Source organism: Neobacillus sp. YIM B06451, from assembly GCF_032667185.1.
Lineage (GTDB): Bacteria > Bacillota > Bacilli > Bacillales > Cytobacillaceae > Bacillus_D.
This window is the reverse complement of record NZ_JAVFKJ010000001.1, coordinates 212,917-231,678: the sequence shown is the minus strand read 5'-3', so window position 1 is coordinate 231,678 and position 18,762 is coordinate 212,917. Positions and strand designations below refer to the sequence as shown.

Annotated in this window: 18 protein-coding genes; 6 read left to right on the top strand and 12 right to left on the bottom strand. The window is 45.7% G+C overall.

Features of this window, described 5'->3' with window-relative positions; translation table 11 throughout:
- The 4 genes from RB160_RS01035 to RB160_RS01020 all read right to left on the bottom strand — a co-directional run bounded on the left by RB160_RS01035 (nucleotide 1) and on the right by RB160_RS01020 (nucleotide 3,325).
- Complete coding sequence (locus RB160_RS01035; protein WP_316569035.1) at nucleotides 1-1,437, bottom strand: MDR family MFS transporter; 1,437 nt, start codon at nucleotides 1,435-1,437, stop codon at nucleotides 1-3.
- 148 nt (nucleotides 1,438-1,585) lie between these two features.
- Complete coding sequence (cbpB, locus tag RB160_RS01030) at nucleotides 1,586-2,032, bottom strand: cyclic-di-AMP-binding protein CbpB (protein WP_316568354.1); 447 nt, start codon at nucleotides 2,030-2,032, stop codon at nucleotides 1,586-1,588.
- A 129-nt stretch (nucleotides 2,033-2,161) separates the two neighbouring features.
- Nucleotides 2,162-2,398 (bottom strand): YkuJ family protein, encoded by a 237-nt coding sequence (locus RB160_RS01025; protein WP_316568353.1) that lies wholly within the window; start codon nucleotides 2,396-2,398, stop codon nucleotides 2,162-2,164.
- A 234-nt stretch (nucleotides 2,399-2,632) separates the two neighbouring features.
- Nucleotides 2,633-3,325 carry a DUF3993 domain-containing protein gene (locus RB160_RS01020; RefSeq protein ID WP_316568352.1) on the bottom strand — a complete coding sequence of 231 codons (693 nt, stop codon included), beginning with the start codon at nucleotides 3,323-3,325 and terminating at the stop codon, nucleotides 2,633-2,635.
- Between the two features lie 242 nt (nucleotides 3,326-3,567).
- Between RB160_RS01020 and RB160_RS01015 the strand changes: the two genes are divergently transcribed.
- Nucleotides 3,568-4,350, top strand: a complete 783-nt coding sequence (locus RB160_RS01015; protein ID WP_316568351.1) for a C39 family peptidase — start codon at nucleotides 3,568-3,570, stop codon at nucleotides 4,348-4,350.
- 105 nt (nucleotides 4,351-4,455) lie between these two features.
- Here the strand turns inward: RB160_RS01015 and fadH are convergent, their stop codons facing one another.
- Nucleotides 4,456-5,220 carry a 2,4-dienoyl-CoA reductase gene (gene fadH, locus RB160_RS01010; RefSeq protein WP_316568350.1) on the bottom strand — a complete coding sequence of 255 codons (765 nt, stop codon included), beginning with the start codon at nucleotides 5,218-5,220 and terminating at the stop codon, nucleotides 4,456-4,458.
- A gap of 177 nt (nucleotides 5,221-5,397) precedes the next feature.
- Here fadH and RB160_RS01005 point away from each other — a divergent pair, with 177 nt between their 5' ends.
- The gene (locus tag RB160_RS01005; RefSeq protein ID WP_396954656.1) at nucleotides 5,398-6,270 is read left to right on the top strand and encodes a metallophosphoesterase; all 873 of its coding nucleotides are present in this window, start codon (nucleotides 5,398-5,400) and stop codon (nucleotides 6,268-6,270) included.
- Between the two features lie 70 nt (nucleotides 6,271-6,340).
- Here RB160_RS01005 and RB160_RS01000 read toward each other — a convergent pair whose 3' ends face one another.
- Nucleotides 6,341-8,470 (bottom strand): putative bifunctional diguanylate cyclase/phosphodiesterase, encoded by a 2,130-nt coding sequence (locus RB160_RS01000; protein WP_316568348.1) that lies wholly within the window; start codon nucleotides 8,468-8,470, stop codon nucleotides 6,341-6,343.
- A 227-nt stretch (nucleotides 8,471-8,697) separates the two neighbouring features.
- Here RB160_RS01000 and RB160_RS00995 point away from each other — a divergent pair, with 227 nt between their 5' ends.
- Both RB160_RS00995 and RB160_RS00990 read left to right on the top strand, forming a co-directional pair.
- Nucleotides 8,698-9,312, top strand: coding sequence for a PadR family transcriptional regulator (locus tag RB160_RS00995; protein ID WP_316568347.1), 615 nt, complete (start codon nucleotides 8,698-8,700; stop codon nucleotides 9,310-9,312).
- Nucleotides 9,302-10,564 carry an MFS transporter gene (locus RB160_RS00990; RefSeq protein WP_316568346.1) on the top strand — a complete coding sequence of 421 codons (1,263 nt, stop codon included), beginning with the start codon at nucleotides 9,302-9,304 and terminating at the stop codon, nucleotides 10,562-10,564. Before RB160_RS00995 ends, RB160_RS00990 begins: the two co-directional genes overlap by 11 nt.
- Before the next feature lie 142 nt (nucleotides 10,565-10,706).
- Here RB160_RS00990 and tnpB read toward each other — a convergent pair whose 3' ends face one another.
- On the bottom strand, nucleotides 10,707-11,864 hold the full coding sequence (gene tnpB, locus RB160_RS00985) for an IS200/IS605 family element RNA-guided endonuclease TnpB (RefSeq protein WP_316568345.1): 1,158 nt from the start codon (nucleotides 11,862-11,864) through the stop codon (nucleotides 10,707-10,709).
- A gap of 253 nt (nucleotides 11,865-12,117) precedes the next feature.
- Here tnpB and RB160_RS00980 point away from each other — a divergent pair, with 253 nt between their 5' ends.
- Nucleotides 12,118-12,579, top strand: coding sequence for a YkyB family protein (locus RB160_RS00980; RefSeq protein WP_316568344.1), 462 nt, complete (start codon nucleotides 12,118-12,120; stop codon nucleotides 12,577-12,579).
- A gap of 96 nt (nucleotides 12,580-12,675) precedes the next feature.
- On the opposite strand, the gene RB160_RS00975 is transcribed toward RB160_RS00980, so the two are convergent.
- Nucleotides 12,676-13,995, bottom strand: coding sequence for an MFS transporter (locus tag RB160_RS00975; RefSeq protein ID WP_316568343.1), 1,320 nt, complete (start codon nucleotides 13,993-13,995; stop codon nucleotides 12,676-12,678).
- Nucleotides 13,996-14,196: 201 nt separating this feature from the next.
- Here RB160_RS00975 and RB160_RS00970 point away from each other — a divergent pair, with 201 nt between their 5' ends.
- Nucleotides 14,197-15,342 carry an aminotransferase A gene (locus RB160_RS00970; RefSeq protein ID WP_316568342.1) on the top strand — a complete coding sequence of 382 codons (1,146 nt, stop codon included), beginning with the start codon at nucleotides 14,197-14,199 and terminating at the stop codon, nucleotides 15,340-15,342.
- Between the two features lie 236 nt (nucleotides 15,343-15,578).
- Here RB160_RS00970 and RB160_RS00965 read toward each other — a convergent pair whose 3' ends face one another.
- The 4 genes from RB160_RS00965 to RB160_RS00950 form a co-directional block, all read right to left on the bottom strand.
- Nucleotides 15,579-15,944: a hypothetical protein gene (locus tag RB160_RS00965; protein WP_316568341.1), complete on the bottom strand. Its 366-nt coding sequence runs from the start codon at nucleotides 15,942-15,944 to the stop codon at nucleotides 15,579-15,581.
- A 939-nt stretch (nucleotides 15,945-16,883) separates the two neighbouring features.
- A complete protein-coding gene (locus tag RB160_RS00960) occupies nucleotides 16,884-17,759 on the bottom strand; it encodes an NAD(P)-dependent oxidoreductase (protein WP_316568340.1) in 876 nt (291 codons plus the stop codon).
- A gap of 161 nt (nucleotides 17,760-17,920) precedes the next feature.
- On the bottom strand, nucleotides 17,921-18,370 hold the full coding sequence (locus RB160_RS00955) for a hypothetical protein (RefSeq protein WP_316568339.1): 450 nt from the start codon (nucleotides 18,368-18,370) through the stop codon (nucleotides 17,921-17,923).
- A 138-nt stretch (nucleotides 18,371-18,508) separates the two neighbouring features.
- On the bottom strand, nucleotides 18,509-18,661 hold the full coding sequence (locus tag RB160_RS00950; RefSeq protein WP_316568338.1) for a hypothetical protein: 153 nt from the start codon (nucleotides 18,659-18,661) through the stop codon (nucleotides 18,509-18,511).
- Nucleotides 18,662-18,762: the final 101 nt, after the last annotated feature.

The following is an 18,762-nucleotide window of genomic DNA, read 5'->3' as shown; positions in this document are numbered from 1 at the left end:
CTAAGCAGGTTTCTTTTTTGGCAAGAACAATATCAATGCCATGCTGATAAGCGCGAACAGCAAAACACCGATATAGACTGTATGAAGAGAGAGTGTAAGCCCTTCCTGGAGGAGGGCCCTGACGTTCTCAGGGAGTGCAGCCCGGTCTTTCGCATCGAGCAGGACATTGGCTGTTTCAAGCGTAGGTTTGCCCTCTACGCCTGTCCCATTTTTTTCAAGGTAAGCCATAAACCGGCTATTAAGGATACCACCTAGCAAGGCTGCTCCAATCGTATTTCCCAGGTTCCTCATGAACATGTTGGACGCCGTCGCAATCCCTCGCTGCTGCCAGCCCACCGTACCCTGAATCAACAGGATAAAGGCGGTCGATGTAAGACCCATACCCACACCTGTAAAAAAGGAGCCAACCGCTGCCCACAACGGGCCAGCCCCGGGAGTCATTGTCGCGAAAAAAGTTCCCCCAACAATCAGCATCAATCCGCCTGCCATACATGTGAACCTATATCCCTTCGCAAGTGAAATCCTTCCAGCAAACGTTGACGCGATTGGCCATCCGATAGACATCGCCGTCAATGCGAACCCGGCTACAATCGGGGATTCTTCCATTACACCCTGTACAAACGCGGGGAGGAAGCTTGAAATGCCTATGAGCATTACCCCAGTTGTAAGGGAAACAATGTTGGCAATAAAAATCGACTTTTCTTTCCAGATTGAAAACGGCATCATCGGTTCGGCTGCCCGCTTCTCATTGATTACAAACAAAGTGATCGCTGCAAAACTTACCATGAAGAAGGCCGCAGAAGGAAACGATATCCATTTCCAGCGATGGCCGCCTTCCACAAGGATATACATCAAGGAAGAAATTCCGATTGTAATCAAAATAGCACCTATGTAATCAATTTCATGGCTTTTCTTTTCAATCTTCTCATGCAGGAACATCCAAAGGCCGAGCATGGACAAAATCCCAAGAGGAATATTTACCCAGAAAACGTATTGCCAGCTTGCAAATTCCACAAGGAGACCCCCTATTGCCGGGCCAAGGATGGCTGATATCCCCCATACACTTGAAAGGTATCCCTGAATTTTCGCGCGTTCCTCTGTAGTGTAAATATCCCCAACGATCGTTGTCGCAATCGGCATCACGGCTCCGGCCCCGAAACCCTGGATGAGCCTAAACAAAATCAGCATTTCCATATTTTCTGAAAAACCGCACAAAATTGAACCGATCATAAAGATCGTAAGCCCGAAAAGAAGGACTGGTTTCCTTCCAAATAAATCAGCCAATTTCCCGTATATGAGTACTGTTACGGAGTTCATCAGCAAATAGGCCGAAAACACCCAGCTATAAAGGGAAAAGCCTCCCAGTTCCCCAACAATTGCCGGCATCGCAGTCGACACGATTGTTGCTTCGATTGCCCCCATGAACATAGCAAGCATTACAGACGCAAGGACGAATGGACGGCGTGTAAGCTTCTTTCCCTGCTTCTCTTTAAAGGCCTCTCCCACAAACTGCACCTCTTTCACACAAAAAATCGAACACGAAGGAAAACAATAGCCCCCAATAGTGGGAGCCATTTGGCATCAATTACTTTTTGTTCTGTTTTTTTAAATGCTTATTCAACTGGTTCAGCACGGTACTCCGCGGCAGAATCCCTTCAAACAGCCCATCGCTTGATTCAACACACAAAAACGGATGGTTGATTAACAGTTCGACGCAGCGATTGATGGACGCGCTCATTTTCACACGCGGCACGGAACGGATCATGATTTCTTCAACTTTTTTTTCTTCGAGCTTTTCAAATTCGATCCTTTCAAGCCCGAGGATGGAGTCCATGATTATTGTTGTACTGATCAGCCCATGAAGCCTGTAGTTTGGGTCAAGGACAGGAATCGCGGTATAACCGCTCTTTGTAAGGACAAGCAAGGCATGCTCCAGATTATTTCCCATTTGGACATGCGCTACCCTCTCAGAAGGAATCATCATATCCTTGATGCTTATTTCTATAAATTCTCCACTATGAAGACTTATCATTACGGAATGCTCCTCAAATTTGTTTTACTCCATATATATTCTATCATAGTTCGGGGAGGCACTGGTCACTTTTTAGCCTTCCAAACCGGAAATGAAAAAGGAACCTGTTTTCGAGGTTCCCCGCGGTATTTACTGAATCAATTCAAAAATTTCAATGGTGATCATATCGATATTATCGAACTGGTAACGCTTTGGTTTTTCCTTATCATTGTATACTTCCAGTTCGAAGGTTTCTGTTTTCGGGTGAAACGTAACCTGGCATTTCCGCTCGCCATTTACCTCAAAAAAACGTTGTGCAGGCTCACCGCCGCCCGATTGGTCCTGAAGATTTTTTAAGCGGGTAATAATCCCTTGTAGCTGTGACATGCTTTCTCTCCTTTCAAAACACAAACAAGCTATTGCTATTAGATTTCTCTCCCCGCACGTTTCTATCCATACGGATCTTCCCGGAATTTCTTCCGATACTGCCTTGTTTGCCAATAATAACAGCATAAATTAGTTTTGTACACACATACAAGTAAAAACTGATTAAACAGGTAAATTTTTAATTCTCTGAAAGAAAACCGCCCATTCTTGTGGGCGGCATTCACGGATTGGCGTTCATTCAGCAAAAGCTGTGTCATTTTCCCCAATCTTGCCATTAGCTTGGCCTTCACCTATAAAGGCAGCGTATTGAAACAAACCACCTATCGGGTTCACGCCTAGCTGAAACTGGATTGAAGCAGCTTCCACCGCGTTATTTTGCTCCTGGGCTGCGGGAGGCTCCGCGCGGTTGATTTCCTTCGTGGCAGCCGGTAATTCCGATTGGGAAATGACCGAGTCGGGAATGTTGTCGTATAAATACCTTGAAACTTTCCAGCCATCTGGCGACCTTACAAGCAAAAGGCCTTCATAATGGCTATCATATCCAACTGGCCCTTCTGTGCTTTCAGGGAAAAACTCGAAAACGTACGCTTCATTTTTCCCTACTACAACTTGTGTATTTTCGGAAAATCCATAATAAGGGATATAATATTGGCCAAAGTCGGTCCCATATGTAACATATTTTCCATCTTCCTCAACGAGGTTTGCTTCAAGGAAAAGCTCTTTATAATCATCTGTAAAATATGGGGCAAGGATTGCGTCTACTTCTTCCTTTGAGCGAAGCTCTTCACCAAGCGACAGCTGGGCTTCGAATGCATTCCTTAATAATAAGAACGCCTCGTCCCTTCCCATTCGCTCTCCTGCTTCCGCTTGGGTATACAGAGGCAAAAACAGCATAAACGCACAAACCAAAAGCAATGATTTTTTCACGAATATTCCCCCTGTTCCGCCCTCCCATAGGGCATATGTTTTGATGTCGCCATTGTGGCATTCAGGGCAAAACCATTTGTACTTCTTATCCATTACCCGTTATCAAGGGTGATTAACCAGGTTTGGCCCTTGCTGAGAAAAAAATACGGATTGCCTCCTGGCTTGTTTTGGCAACCGGCTTCCTTTATACCAAAAAGCAAATAGGGAAAAATAATAATATGCTTATTTTTTGGGGGGATTTTATGAATATCCATTATTTCCTGGCGGGATTATTATTCATCCAGGGTTGCAACGGCGATGCACCCATTCAGAAAAGCAACAACCACCCCCGTAGCCAAGCCATTCCCACAAATGAAAGAGATGTGGAAAAATCCTATGGGCATACATTGGATGAAAATCATCCAATGGATAAAGCGATTGGCGATGTACCGGATAAGGTGATGCTTGATGTCCCGCTCATTAAACAAAACCCAGAGCTGAAATACGGCTGTGAGGTGACGAGCCTTGCGATGGTCCTGAATTACGCGGGAGTAACCGTTGATAAAATGGAGCTTTACCGGGCGGTCAAGAAAGAGTACGATCCTCTCACCAGGCCAGGAGGGGATATTAAGCGATGGGGGGATCCTGCCCGCGGATTTGTCGGCGATATGACAGGGAAAGCACCAGGTTATGCTGTTTTTGATAAACCAATTGTTGATTTAATGGACCAGTATTTGCCGGGAAGGGCTGTCAATTTGACTGATAAAGAGTTTAGCGATGTACTCAGGCACATCGCGGCGGGATATCCGGCGGTGATCTGGACGACCGGTGATTTCAGGCTTCCGGACAGATGGGAGTCCTGGCTGCACGGAAAACAGACAATCAGGACTCCTTTGGATCTTCACGCCGTCGTTCTGGTCGGGTTTGATTCTGACAAGGTCTATGTTAACGATCCCCTTTCCGGCAAAAAACAGCACGGAGTGGACAAAGAACAATTCATCCACTCTTGGAAAGCATTAAAAAAACGCGCAGTCAGCTATAAATGAGCTAAACAACAGTTCATTTTCTATCGAATTTTATAGTGGTGATTCTTGTTAAAAACAAGCCCATTTCCTATTTGCGGCCATTGTCCCCAAACAGGAAATGGGGTTTTAGAACGGGAACTGGTTGAGCCATTGTCCGCCGTCCATTGTAATACACTCCCCATTAATATAGGAGGCATTTTTAGAAAAGAGGAAATAAGCCAATTCGGCGATTTCTTCAGGTTTTCCAAGCCTTCCAAGCGGTACGCTCTCAAGTGTTCGCTTGGCTGCTTCTTCTGATTCCCAGAGCTTTTCCGCACCCCCGGTTCTTTCTATTGGCCCCGGGGCGATTGCGTTTACCCTTATGCCATACTTCCTCCCCCACTCGACCGCGAGAGTCCTTGTCATGGAAAGTACGCCAGCCTTTGCAGCGGCCGAATGAATAACTCCCGCCCCTGCATCCCACGCATAGGTTGCAACCATGTTAATGATTACACCTTCCACTTTATTTTTGATCCAGTATTTCCCTACCTCGCTGCTGCAATAAAATGTACCATTCAGAACAATGTCGATAACTGACTTCCAGCCATTCGGGGTTAGCTTTTCAGCCGGGCAAATAAAATTTCCGGCAGCGTTATTCACCAAATAATGGATTTCCCCAAATTCCCCAATTGTTTCTTTTACCATCCTAGTGACGTCATCGATACTCCTCACGTCCATTTCTATGGCAAGGATGCTTCCTCCGCTTCCGGCGATTTCCTCCTTGGCCTTTAAAAGCCTATCAAGCGACCTCCCTGTTATTGCTACATTCGCGCCCGCTTCTGCAAACCTTTTTGCCATATACTTGCCCATTCCGCTTGATCCCCCGGTGACAATTACCGTTTTTCCGTTCATTTTTTATACCTCCATACTTCTTTTTCCACAGCATAGCACAAAAGATGGGAATGTTCTGAAAATTACATTCGTATTTTAGTAGAGGAATCCGCTTCTATTCCAAGTTTTAGTTTGATAGTATTAAAGCTGTATGTACGAAAATTTATAGAGTATACAAGACAGGCTGGTAGATAAATGATGGCAAAAAAACAAACGCGCAGGACGTTTCTCAAATCGTTGATTGGCGGGACACTTGCGGTGTTTGGGATTGGAGCGGGGGGATATTTCTACGCAAGGGAAGTAGAGCCAAACTTGCTTGACGTCCAAACACATATTGTCGCACACTCCCTAATTCCCGGGCAATTCGACGGCACACGCATCGTCCAATTCAGTGATACGCATCTTGGCTTCCAATATCCGCTCGAAGAACTTAAACGACTCGCACAAAAAATAAACAGCCTTAAGCCCGATATGATTATCTTTAGCGGCGATTTAATGGATGAACCGAATAAATATGATTCAGCCCATGCCATCGTTCCTATACTTGAGGGGCTCCATGCCCCACTTGGGAAATTTTCAATCTATGGCAACCACGACCATGGCGGATATGGTACAAATCTTTATAAAACCATAATGGATGCATCAGGATTTCAGACCCTCGTGAACGAAAATGTAGCCCTCACTCGGAATGGCCAATCCATTTATCTTGCTGGAATCGACGATGCCATGCTGGGCAAGCCAGACATGAAAGCTTCCGTAAACGGCATTCCTACAGGGGCTTATAAGATTCTTTTGTCCCATGCCCCAGACTTGGCCGACGACGCAATCGAATACGGGTTTCACTTCCAGCTAAGCGGCCATAGCCACGGGGGGCAAATTAAGATTCCGTTCTTTGGCGCGCTTGTAAAGCCACCGTTCGCGGAGAAATACCATGAAGGCTTTTACACCATTGCTGGAGAGGTTCCGCTTACTCTTTATGTCAACAGGGGATTAGGAACAACAAGGCTCCCCTTCAGGTTTATGTCTAGACCAGAATTAACGGTTTTTACGTTAAAAATTCCAACTGAGTAACCTTTTCAAAAGAAAAACCACAACATAGCCAAAAGGAAGAACCCTTTATCGGATGATAAAGGGTTCTTGATTAGCTGTATTCCCGCAATGCCGGCATGGCAAGTTTTAGGTAAGTGCTCTCCAATTCGTGGGGAGGGACAGGTTTTGCAAAATAATATCCCTGAGCCTTGTGGCAGCCTTCCATCGCAAGGAATTCCGCCTGGCCGGCCGTTTCCACCCCTTCAGCAATCACCTCGACCCCGAGGCTTTTGCCAAGATGGATGATTGCCGAGGCAATCGCCGCATCCTTTGCCTTTTCACTTATATCCTTCACAAAGGATTGATCGATTTTAAGCACATCGATTGGAAACTTCTTTAAATAACTTAACGACGAGTACCCTGTCCCGAAGTCATCGACCGAGACAGTGACGCCGATGTTTTTAATGATTTTGAGCACAGGTGCTGCTTCTTCCGTATTTTGCATCGAGCTTTCGGTAATTTCTATTTCCAGGCATGCCGGGTCAATCAAATGCCGCTCCATCGCGGCTTTTAAGTAAGCTGGAAAATTAGGCTGCTGCAGCTGCTTGGGGGATATATTAATGGCTACCCTGAACCCTTCATACCCAATTCGTTTCCATTCCTTGATTTGCCTGCATGCTGTTTCGATTACCCAATTCCCAATCGGGACAATCAAGCCGGTATCTTCCGCGAGAGGGATGAATACACCTGGCGAAATCGGACCCAACTCCTTCGAGTTCCAGCGCAGCAGTGCTTCAAAGCTCGTCGCTTCTCCTGTCATTAAATCCACTTGTGGCTGAAAATGAAGGCTCAGTTCCTTTTTCTCAATTGCTTTACGGAGGTGCGTTTCAATCGAAAGGATATTGTTCACCGAAGAACTCATACCCGTCCTGTAGAACTGGAAATGCGCCCGGCCCCGTTCCTTAACCCGATAGAGGGCTTCATCCGCATTTTTCAAAAGGGTTTCAGCATCTTTTCCATCATTTGGGTACATACTGATCCCGATACTAGGCGAAATATAATATTCCTGTGAATTAAAGTAGAATGACCGCTTGAACATGGACAGGATTCTCTGAGCAAAAAAAGCGGTGGCCTTCCTCGTTGTCTCAAGCAGAAGGATGATGAACTCATCCCCACCTTGCCTGAATACAAAGCAATGGTCATTTTGGCATTCCAACAGCCGTGCCGCGGCCTTTTTCAATATTTCATCCCCGACTAGATGCCCAAGGGAATCATTCAAATATTTAAATCGATCCAGGTCGATGGAAATCAAGGCGAACTCCCTTTCATGCCTTGAAGGAGAAAAAAGCTGTTCATTAAGCTTATCCAGTAGCGCCCTTCTGTTGAGCAGTCCTGTCAATTGGTCATGAAAAGCCATATATTTAATCATTTCCACATTTTTCGATTGCTCGGAGATGTCACGGATTATGACATAGATACCTTTTATTTCACCGAAAACGATAATGGGAACTGTTTTGATGTGCAACGTTAGCAAATACCCTTTTCTATGAATGAATCTGCAGTCGAGCGATTCTAGTGATTGGCCGTTGCCTGTGTTTTCAACGAGCCCCTTGAAATTCGCAAAATCCAAATCCGAGACGAGTTCGTATATCGAACTTCCGACAAGCTGCTGTTCGTGAAAGCCTGTCAGCTTTGCCGCTGCAGGATTCGATTCGAGGATTTGCCCGTCCATGGAAATTGAAAAGATTGCATCCAGGTTATGGTCGACGATCGACCTGTATCTTTGGCCGCTTTCTATGATTTTATTTTTTTCATGGAGGTAAGCCGTAATATCCCTTGTAATCGCAACAATATACTGAATCAGGCCGTCTTGGTCCCTCACGGCTGACAGGATGGTTTCACCGAAAAACTCCTTGCCATCTTCCTCAAACGAGGCATCGAACACAGATTTGGTGCCATTGGATGAAAGAAACCGAGTATATTCTTCCTGAAGTTTTCCGGCAATATCCGCGGACAGGGCATCTTGGAAGGTTTTCCCTATCGAATCGTGCGAAATACCAGCCCTATGGATACCACTTTCATTCGCAAACAAATAACGAAAGATTGGCCCCTCTTCCACTTTCATGATAAAGACCATGTCCTTCGTATGGCGAAATACCAGATCAAATAAGATATTCTCTACATTCGCAGCCCCTTTTCGGCCTGTAATCCCCATATCCAAAATGTCCTTGTTGAACTCCATACCATCATCCTCAAATTATTTGCAAGTTTGTCTGTTCGAATTACTTATATCTTCTTCTGACAAAAAAATAGACTTTTCTACAAATTCCCTTCTCCTATCATACTATAAGTTTTTCCAAACTGGGGAAAATATCGAAAAATTTTCCTTTTTGCAGGAAAAAAATATTGCTAAAATTTGTGAGTTTATATATCATGTTGATATATCAATCTGATAGGTGGAGGGATTCTATGTCAACCGAGCATGCAATTCTAGCCGTATTAAGTTTTAAACCGAGTTCCGGCTACGATATAAAAGCTGAATTTGAACATGAAGCTGCGGGTCTTTACTGGGGGATGAGCTATGGGAGTATTTATCCAAAGCTAAAAAAGCTGGAAGAAGAAGGCTTGATTATTGCTTTTGAAGATGATTCGAAAGGCAGGCGTAAAACCCTTTATGAACTGACCCGCTCCGGCTGGGCAGAACTTGAACGCTGGCTTCTTAAAGCCCCTGAATACCCTGTCATAAAGGATGAACTGTTTATGAAAATGGCCGTCTGGCATGAAGGTATGGATAACAATGCCTTGATTTCCCATTTGCGTGTACGGCGTGGAAAAACATTGGAGATCCTCCGGTTTGTAAAAGCTTGGCCGGAAAACAATACCTCCTACGTCAGCGGGATTGGAAAACTAGCCATTCGGTATGCAAGGATGCGGCTTGAAGTGGAGCTCGATTGGATAGATGAAACAATCGCCGCCCTTGAAAAAGGGAACCTTCCCGAACCTCAGGATCCATCCGGGATGGCTAAAGGCATAGCCAAGAGGCGAAGGCGGGCTATGGAGGGAGCGGATATAGATGAAAAATAATATGTTTGGCGTCCTTAGGAACAAGGCTTTCCGGTCCCTGTTCACGGCTCAGCTTTTCTCCGACCTTGGAAATTGGCTGGACTTTATCGCCATACAGGTCATCGTTGCCTACCATTGGAACCTCGGTGAGGAAGCCATTGCCGCAGTCATCATCGTCCTCGGGCTTCCATGGGTTGTTATTGGCCCTTTTGCTAGTGTTTTTGTTGAACGGATGTCCAAAAAGCACGTGATGATTGTGACACTGCTTTTGAGGGCGGTTTTCGTATTAGGGCTCTTTTTTTCTCCTAACCTCTATATCCTTCTTTTGTTTTTACTATTAAAAAGTACAGCTGGGGCATTGTACGATCCCGCAAGGCAAGCGATGATACGGGAAACGGTTAGCGAAGAGGAACTTCCGCGTGCGGTGACCCTAAGCCAGCTGTCCTTAAATTCAATGAAAATCATTGGCCCTGCTCTTGGTGCTGCTATCATATCGGTATTGGGAGTAAAAAGCCCGTTCCTGTTTGAAATTGCTGGCTTCGTTATCGGGACCGTATTCCTTTTCATGCTGCCCGCCTCGGAATCCAGGCATGCAATTAAACACAAAGGCAAGGCATCGGCCGGCAAACCCGCTTTCAAAAAGGAACTGGCCGAGGGAATCAGGCATATCTTCAAGGTTCCGGTTCTTAGAACCTCGGTTATCCTTACAGCCGCCGCATTGTTCATCATCTTTTTGTATGATGGCCTTTTTATCTTCATTGCAAAGAGTATTGGCTTCACCGGTGAAAGCTTCGGCCTGCTAGTCAGCGCCGTGGGGCTTGGAAGTGTCGCTGGCGCGATCTTTTTGGGAAATTGGACCCGGTGGAAGTCGCTTCCTGTCCAGTTCATGTCCGGATCTGCCCTGTTTAGCGGGTTCCTGATTATCTGCATTGGACTTGGAGGGCATAGAGTATTTACACTGGCGGATTGGGGATGGATGATAGGGGCTTTCATGCTTGGAGTCCTTGGTGCTAGCCAATCTGTCCCGTATGGATACGTACTGCAATCCGAAACTCCAAGCCAGTTGATGGCAAGGGTATCGGCTGCAGCTTCCGCCCTTCAGACGTTTTCGATGCTTGTTGCCCCAGCGGCAGGTGCCTTGCTTGCAAAATTAATTAGCGTCCCTAATGTCATGCTTCTAGCAGGCACAGCAACAACTTTGCTTGGCGCATGCATCCTTGTTGCCTATTCAGCAAGAAAAAAAACTGTTGAAACCAAAGTTGGAGCGTCCTAATCCGGATGCTCTTTTTCTGTCCGAAACCTAAAATCACAAATTGAACTACTCCCACTTACTTCGTTGAAGTGGGAGATTCCTGCGAACACCGCCCTAACAGGCAGTTTATGAGCAGGCTACCCCCGCAGTTCCTGCGGTTTTTTTATGCAGTCAGAAGCCGTCTGGCTTCGTTTAATAGGTTTTGGCTTGCATTGTGGTCACGGTCATGAAGGCTTCCGCACTCTGGGCATGTCCATTGTCTTACTGACAGATTTTTTGTTTCTTTATGCTGATGCCCACAGGCAGAACACAGTTGGGAGGATGCATACCAAGGGCTGACCACCAAGACCTTCCTGCCATACCACTCTGCTTTATACGTGAGCATCCTGCGGAATTCTCCCCATCCCACATCCCTAATGTGTTTGGATAAGGTTTTGTTCTTCACCATATTGGCAATGTGTAAGTCCTCAATGGCAATGAGGTCGTGGGTTTTGACCACTTGCGTCGAGAGCTGATGCAAAAAATCCATTCTGGCGTTGGTGATTTTTTCGTGAAGACGTGCAACAACGATTTTTTGCTTCCTCCAGTTCGAGGAGCCGATGGTGCGCCTTGAGAGGGTTCGCTGTTCCTTGGCGATACGTTGTTCCATACGCACCAGAAAGTGGTGATTAGGGGCTTTTGTCCCGTCCGACAGGGCGGCAAACTCCTTGATGCCAAGGTCAATGCCCACTTCCTTGTGGACTGGATCCATAGGTTGGCTGTCCACTTCAGCCACAATGGAAATGTAATATTTCCCGCTCGGCGCTTTGCGGATCGTGGCATTCAGGATGCGTCCTTCCACCTCTCGGCTCTTGGAGAAGCGAATCCATCCAAGTTTCGGTAGCTTCACTTTGTTGTCGTCAATGGCAATGTTTCCGTTGACACGCTTGGTTGTGTACGCCTGGACAGGGATGCGCTTGCTTTTGAAGTGGGGTGCTTTGTTCTGCTTTTTGTAGTAGCGTTCATAAGCATCATGGAGGTTTTCAACGGCTTTTTGAAGGGCAATGCTGTCCACTTCCTTTAGGAAGGGAGCCTGCTTTTTCAATTCTGGCAACTCCTTGATGGACGTGAACTTTTGGAAGAAGCCGCTTTTCCAGTTATTCATAGGGAGCTGACCGTTTTGAACCATTTCCTCCGTCATGTGCCAGTAGGCTTCCTTTTTCTTTTGTTGCGCAAGGAAGTGGTTGAACACAAAACGGGTACAGCCAATGGTTCGATTAATCAGGTCGGCTTGTGCCTTGGTAGGGTACAAGCGAAACTTGAAGGCTTTGTGATGGCTCAAAACAGTCACCTCCTTGGAAATAGATACCTCTATTATAGAACATATGTACTGTTTTGGCTAGTCTTCAAAAGAGCAAAAGCATTTGACGCCATTCATCTCCCACCTGCTTCGCTGAGGAAGGAGTCTTCTGGCTAGTAATGATAAAATCGTGACTGCCATCGCTTATAGGAATAATTGAAAAGGGAAAGATTTCAATTTTTACGGAATCGGGTTATAATGAATGAAATGCACCAAAAACGAAAGGAGACTTTGCTTGGACAGTACGAATCCCCGGTTTACCGACCATAAACTATCTCTTAAAAACCTCTCCCAGGCAATCTATATTGTCAATCGGCACGCGAAGACGGCCCCAGACCCTAAATTCCTTTATCTTCTTAAACATGAAGCGATAAAAAAACTTCTCAATGAAGGGAAAGCAAGGAAAGTCGGACTGCATTTTTCGAAACATCCAAAAAACAGCCAGCAGCAATCCGATGTCCTTGTTAAATGTGGAGACTACACTTTCCATATTCCTCCGGAGAAAAAGGACTTTACCGATCTTCCCCATCTGGGATCACTCGATGGTTTGGTAAGGAATCCTAAAGCGGCGCTTTCCCTCACACAATCGAAACTGATTCTTAAAGAATACACAGGGATAAAAGAAACCCAGCAACCACCCAGGGGAAAGAAGGCGTACCAAAAGCCCGTTTTCAAAAGGCTTGGAGAGAGCTATTAGGCCTCTCGAAAAAAGTTTTCCCCAAACAGAAAAGAAAGCCTGCGGCTGCAGGCTTTTTCTGTTTTCATTATAACTATTGGAAATGCACTTTACATTTTAATCTTCCCGGATTTTCCTATGCACAAGGAGCCCCACTACAGTCAAGATGATGAGTGATCCGAGGGCAAGCCTGCTAGCGATATTCCCATAATCGGCAAATATAAGCGTGATGCTTCCGTACAAAAGCGGACCGATGATTGACGAAACTTTTCCAGAAAAAGCGAACAGCCCGAAGAATTGCCCCCGTTTGTCCTCAGGGGTCAAGTCGACAATATAGGTCCTTGTCGTTACCCACATGGAACCAAGAGCCACGCCGAACATGCTTCCGGCAATCCAGAACATCGCTCCATTGACTGCGAAACAAGCGATAATCAAGGCCGCCAGGAGCAAAATGCCCACGTAGTATACGGCCAGCCTGGCACCAGTCTTTTTTGTCACATAGCCGAAAATAAACGAACCTATAATGCTTGAAATAGTCGAAACAAGATAAAGTAAAATGAATTGCCCGGTTGAAAAGCCAACGATTGTTTTGGCATAAACGGCCATCATTGCAATCGTCGTGGCAAGAGCATCATTCAGGAAGAAATACGCGACCATGAAGGTAAAAATATTTTTATGCGCTTTCATTTCCCTGAACGTCGCGGCTATTTCCTTATAGCCGGAAAGGAATGATTCCTTTTTCGGCGAGGTGAGCGGCTTTTCTTTCGCAAAAAAGAAAATTGGAAGTGAAAAAACCAGGAACATGATTCCTGTTGGGATAAAAGCTTCATGGAATCCGTCATTCCCGACGAACGGGTAAACCGCCAGTCCGACCAAGGTCCCGACATAGCCAATCGCAACGCCAAATCCGGAGATTAAAGGTATCTCCTGTTTCGTACCAAGATCCGATATCATCGCGTCATAAAAGACGAGGCTTGAATGGTAAAAGAACTTTGCAACAATAAATAATATAAGAACCATAAGGAGCGGGATTGGCATGCCAAGCCATTTACCATCCAGGCTGGCCCCGCCGAAAACACCCATAAGAATTGTCGACAATGCGGCTATTACTGTGAAAACCGCAATATATTTCTTTTTCTGCCCCGTGCGGTCAATCATCACTCCATAAAGCGGGGAAAAGATAACTAGGAAAAAGCTTGCGATTGCGTTCGCATAGGAAACGAATGTGCTAGCAATCTGGTTTAACACTTCATTGTTGCCGATTGCTTCCGTCATATAAAACGGGAAGAAAATCGTATTAATATTCGAGGAAAAAATGGTATTGGCAAAATCATATAAGGCCCAGGAAAAGATGGGCAATGTAAAGTATAGCTTCCAGCCAGTCCGGTTCATTGCTACTTGTGTACTCGCGGGATTTGGTTGTCCAGTTTGTGCCATCGGTTCATCTCCTATTTGCAAAATTGCCTTTCCAAATCGAAAGTTCTTTGGATAAGTATACCATTAATTACTTTCCAATTTTACAAATTTTTTGAATAGTTGCCGTAGCCGGATAAAGGAAAGCTGGGGGATTGCATTTTCCTCCCAATTTCTTGTAACATGTTAGAATATAAAATCGTTGGAGAGAGGCGGTTAGCGAGGGTGGAACATTTAATAAATAAGAGGGTTACGCAAATTGAAATATCAGGGATCAGGAAATTCTTTAATCTAGTTTCCGGTGTTGAAAATATGATTTCACTGAGCATCGGCCAGCCTGACTTCCCAACCCCTGAACATGTTAAGGAAGCAGCAATTCGGGCGATTAGCGAAAACCAAACAGTTTATACCCATAATGCCGGGCTAATTGAAACAAGGAAGGCAGCAGCACGATTCGTAGAGCGGAAATACGGGTTGATTTATAATCCTGAAACGGAAGTCATCGTGACCACTGGTGCCAGTGAAGCAATTGATATTGCTTTCCGCGCCATTCTTGAAGAGGGCTGTGAAGTAATCCTTCCCGGACCGGTATACCCAGGGTATGAGCCGATCATCACCATGTGTGGAGCCACTCCAGTCTTTGCGGATATCCGGTACAACGAGTTCAAGTTTACTGCTGATGTAATAAAGAAATACATAACTGAAAAAACCTGCTGCGTCGTTCTTCCTTACCCATCCAATCCGACCGGTGTCAGCCTTTCCGGGGATGAGCTCCGGGAAATAGCCGATTTGCTGAGAGGCAGGGACATTTTTGTGCTGGCAGATGAAATTTACAGTGAATTATTGTATGGCATGAAGCATATATCCATCGGTTCGTTCTTAAAGGAACAAACCATTGTCATAAACGGGCTTTCCAAATCCCACTCAATGACTGGTTGGCGGATCGGCCTTCTTTTCGCTCCTGAGAAAATTTCCCACCATATTTTGAAGGTTCACCAGTACAATGTCACGTGCGCCAATTCTATTGCCCAGGTAGCCGCATCCGAAGCTCTTACTGTAGGAATCAATGATGCCCTACCAATGAGGGACGAGTACGAGAAACGGCGCGACTATGTTTACAAGCGCCTTACGGAGATGGGGTTAAAAACAGTAAAGCCGGATGGCGCGTTTTATTTTTTCGTCAAGCTTCCTGAAGCTGCGAAGCTCAATTCATTCGATTTCGCCATTGACTTGGTTAATAAATCGAAAGTGGCAGTCGTGCCAGGCAGTGCCTTTTCGGAATTCGGGGAAGGCTATTTCCGCCTCTCCTTTGCCTATTCCATGGATATGCTGAAAGAAGGCCTGGACAGGATTCAAGCTTACTTACATTAATTTTATTAATATAAAACGGGTAAAATCAAGTCTGCTAGCTGGACCGAAGAACTGGAACCTCCCGAAATTCATTGGGGCACTAGAGGATGACTTAGTGACCGAACAGCAGTGGATGGCCGGGCCTTCGGGCGTTAAATGAAGATTTATCGACCGAACGGCAATGTTCAACTGGTACTTCGGGTATTCTTTTTGTGAAGAACTTCTAAAACCCCCGCCTAACATGGCAGGGGTTTCACTTATCCCATTTTTCTGATGAACCGGACTTCCCGGTATCCTTCAATTCTGTCAGTCGTGAAAAGGCCGATTTCTGCGAACGTGCCTTTGAGGCTTGAAAGGATGGCTTCAAACTCCTCGGGAGACTTTGGTTTCGAATACCCAAGCCTCCGGATTTCTTCCATCAGAATCCTGAACCCGCCATCCGTCTCGATATGGCTGAATTTTACGGGCAAAGTCCCCTTCACCTCATTCATAAGGGTAAGATCCCACTTTATGGGCCTGGCGCCGTTCACGGTCTTTTCCCTGCTGAAACCATCAATCCTCACAAGATACCTGCCATCCTCAAGCTCATCGAACTTTTCTTTAATATCCTCAAACTGATTCATCCCAATCCCCTCCTTCATAGAAAGGGTATTAAGGACAGCGTGATTTTAGAAGGTAAAGTGAACCTTCCATCAGCGGTGATTTTCCACTGATGGTTAGCCCCGTTCTACTGCCGTTAAATTATCCGCTAACGCGTATAATAATCGGCAGTACGAACCCGATTGGTTCAACTACGCCGCTGAAATCCACAGCGGCAAGTTTCACTGTAGCTCACTTATCGGACCTTTAGGGACAGTTGCCCTTAAGGGCTTACTGTCCCTTAAGAGTGGGGCAAAGTGAACCTTCCATCAGCGGTGATTTTCCGCTGATGGTTAGCCCCGTTCTACTGCCGTTAAATTATCCGCTAACGCGTAGAATAATCGGCAGTACGAACCCGAGTGGTTCAACTTCGCCGCTGAAATCCACAGCGGCAAGTTTCACTGTAGCTCACTTATCGGACCTTTAGGGACAGTTGCCCTTTAGGGCTTACTGTCCCTTAAGAGTGGGGCAAAGTGAACCTTCCATCAGCGGTGATTTTCCGCTGATGGTTAGCCCCGTTCTACTGCCGTTAAATTATCCGCTAACGCGTAGAATAATCGGCAGTACGAACCCGATTGGTTCAACTTCGCCGCTGAAATCCACAGCGGCAAGTTTCACTGTAGTTCACTTATCGGACATTTAAGGGCAGTTGCCCTTTGGGGCTTACTGTCCCTTAAGAGTGTGGCAAAGTGAACCTTCCATCAGCGGTGATTTTCCACTGATGGTTAGCCCCGTTCTACTGCCGTTAAATTATCCGCTCACGCGTAGAATAATCGGCAGGACGAACCCGATTGGTTCAACTTCGCCGCTGAAATCCACAGCGGCAAGTTTCACTGTAGTTCACTTATCGGACATTTAAGGGCAGTTGCCCTTTGGGGCTTACTGTCCCTTAACGGCGGGGTAAAGTAAAACTTCAACATTCCTTATTCCCAGTATTTATAAAGGGCTTGTGTTCCGCTGTTTTCTTCGCCTTTTCCTGCGAGTTCATCATAAAGCGATTTCGCAAGGGTTAAACCCGGTGCGTCCATCCCCATTCGTTCCGCCTCTTCCAGTGCGATGCCCATATCCTTGATGAAATGCTTTATGTAAAATCCGGGGGCAAAATCGCCTTTCAGCATCCTAGGGGCAAGATTGGATAACGACCAGCTACCGGCAGCGCCTGTCGAGATGCTTTTTAAAACATTCTCAGGGTCAAGGCCAGCCTTTTTCGCATAAACCATTGCTTCGGCCACCCCAATCATATTCGAAGCAATGGCGATTTGGTTACACATTTTTGTATGCTGCCCGGCACCTGCCTCTCCCTGGTAAACAATATTCGTCCCCATTTTTTCAAGGAGCGGCCTGACGTCCTCAAACGCATGCATATCCCCGCCCACCATAATGGCAAGACGGGCTTCCCTCGCCCCAATATCACCTCCGGACACAGGTGCGTCCAATGCATGCATTCCCCGCTTTTTCGCCTCTTCATAAATCTTTTTCGCTAGTAAAGGTGTGGACGTTGTCATATCGACAAAATAGGTCCCTTCCCGTGCATGTGCAAAAAGGCCATCGTTCCCCATGTAAACTTCTTCCACATCATGCGGATACCCCACCATTGTAAAAACAACCTTGGCATTACGGGCCGCATCACCTGGAGTATCCGCCCATTTTGCTCCTTTTGCAAGGAGACTTTCGGCTTTTTCCCTAGTCCTAGTGTAGAGAGTGAGAGTGTAACCCTCACTCAACAAGTGGCGTGCCATGCTTTTTCCCATTACTCCTATTCCGATAAATGCAATTGAAGCCGTTTCTGTAGTTAACATTGAATCAACCCTTTCCTTGTCTCTCCCTTCTATTTTAGCACGCTGCTTTTTTGTAAAGGTGTTTTATAACAAAAGAAAAACCCCGGGGGAAACACCCGGGGCAATGTGCCAATCTCCAATTATGCACATTTCCATTATGCCCTATATAAGGCCGTTTAATCCTATAACTCGGTGGAAAAATTGGATAGATAACCGCGGCCGAAGACCTCCTTGCCATTGAACACTTCAATCGAAACGGCATTCCCCTCGGCGATCATTTTTTCAAGCTCGGCTATATGTAAATCAATGTTCAAAGGAAGTGGAGCCATAAGAATATAATTTCCGCCATTCTTTTTTACTTCAATGTACTCTCCATTCACCACCTCTTCCTCCCCATAAATAATTTCCTCCGTACCGAGCGCTTCAGCTAGCTTTTCATCATGGATATTCACCTTAACCTTGAACATATCCTCGCCATTTAAATAGTCTTCGTTGATTTTGAATTTAAATTGAAGTTCATTGTTTTTCGTTAAAGTTGCTTCCGCATACTTGCTGACGATGATATCCTGGTCCATAAAAAGCCCGCAACCTGATACTGAGAGCATAAGTATTAGATAAAAAACGGTTCGCATATCCTTTCCAACCCCTTCCTATACTTACCAATCGTTTACAATAACCTTAGCCAAAAGGCAGGCGGAATAAACGCTTGCAGGAAAATTATTGAAAGGTTTTAGAAAGACAAAAGCCCCTGACAAGCAGGGGCTCCCGTTCTATTCCACATGTTCCACATTTGTTCTATTCTTCTTTTTTGGACCTCCAAGGGATTGCATTTGATTCATCAGTTTTTCACGCGATTCTTTGTTCCTCATTAGATAAGCCGCACCAAGTGCAACCGTAGTCATAAGCATTTTTTTCCTGTCCATCAAAATTTCCCTCCCTGGTTATGTTCAGTCTTTAAAAAATTTCCCTAATGACCAAGCATATAAACCTGGGGTGGCCAAAAAGGAGTTTCCAAGCCAACCAC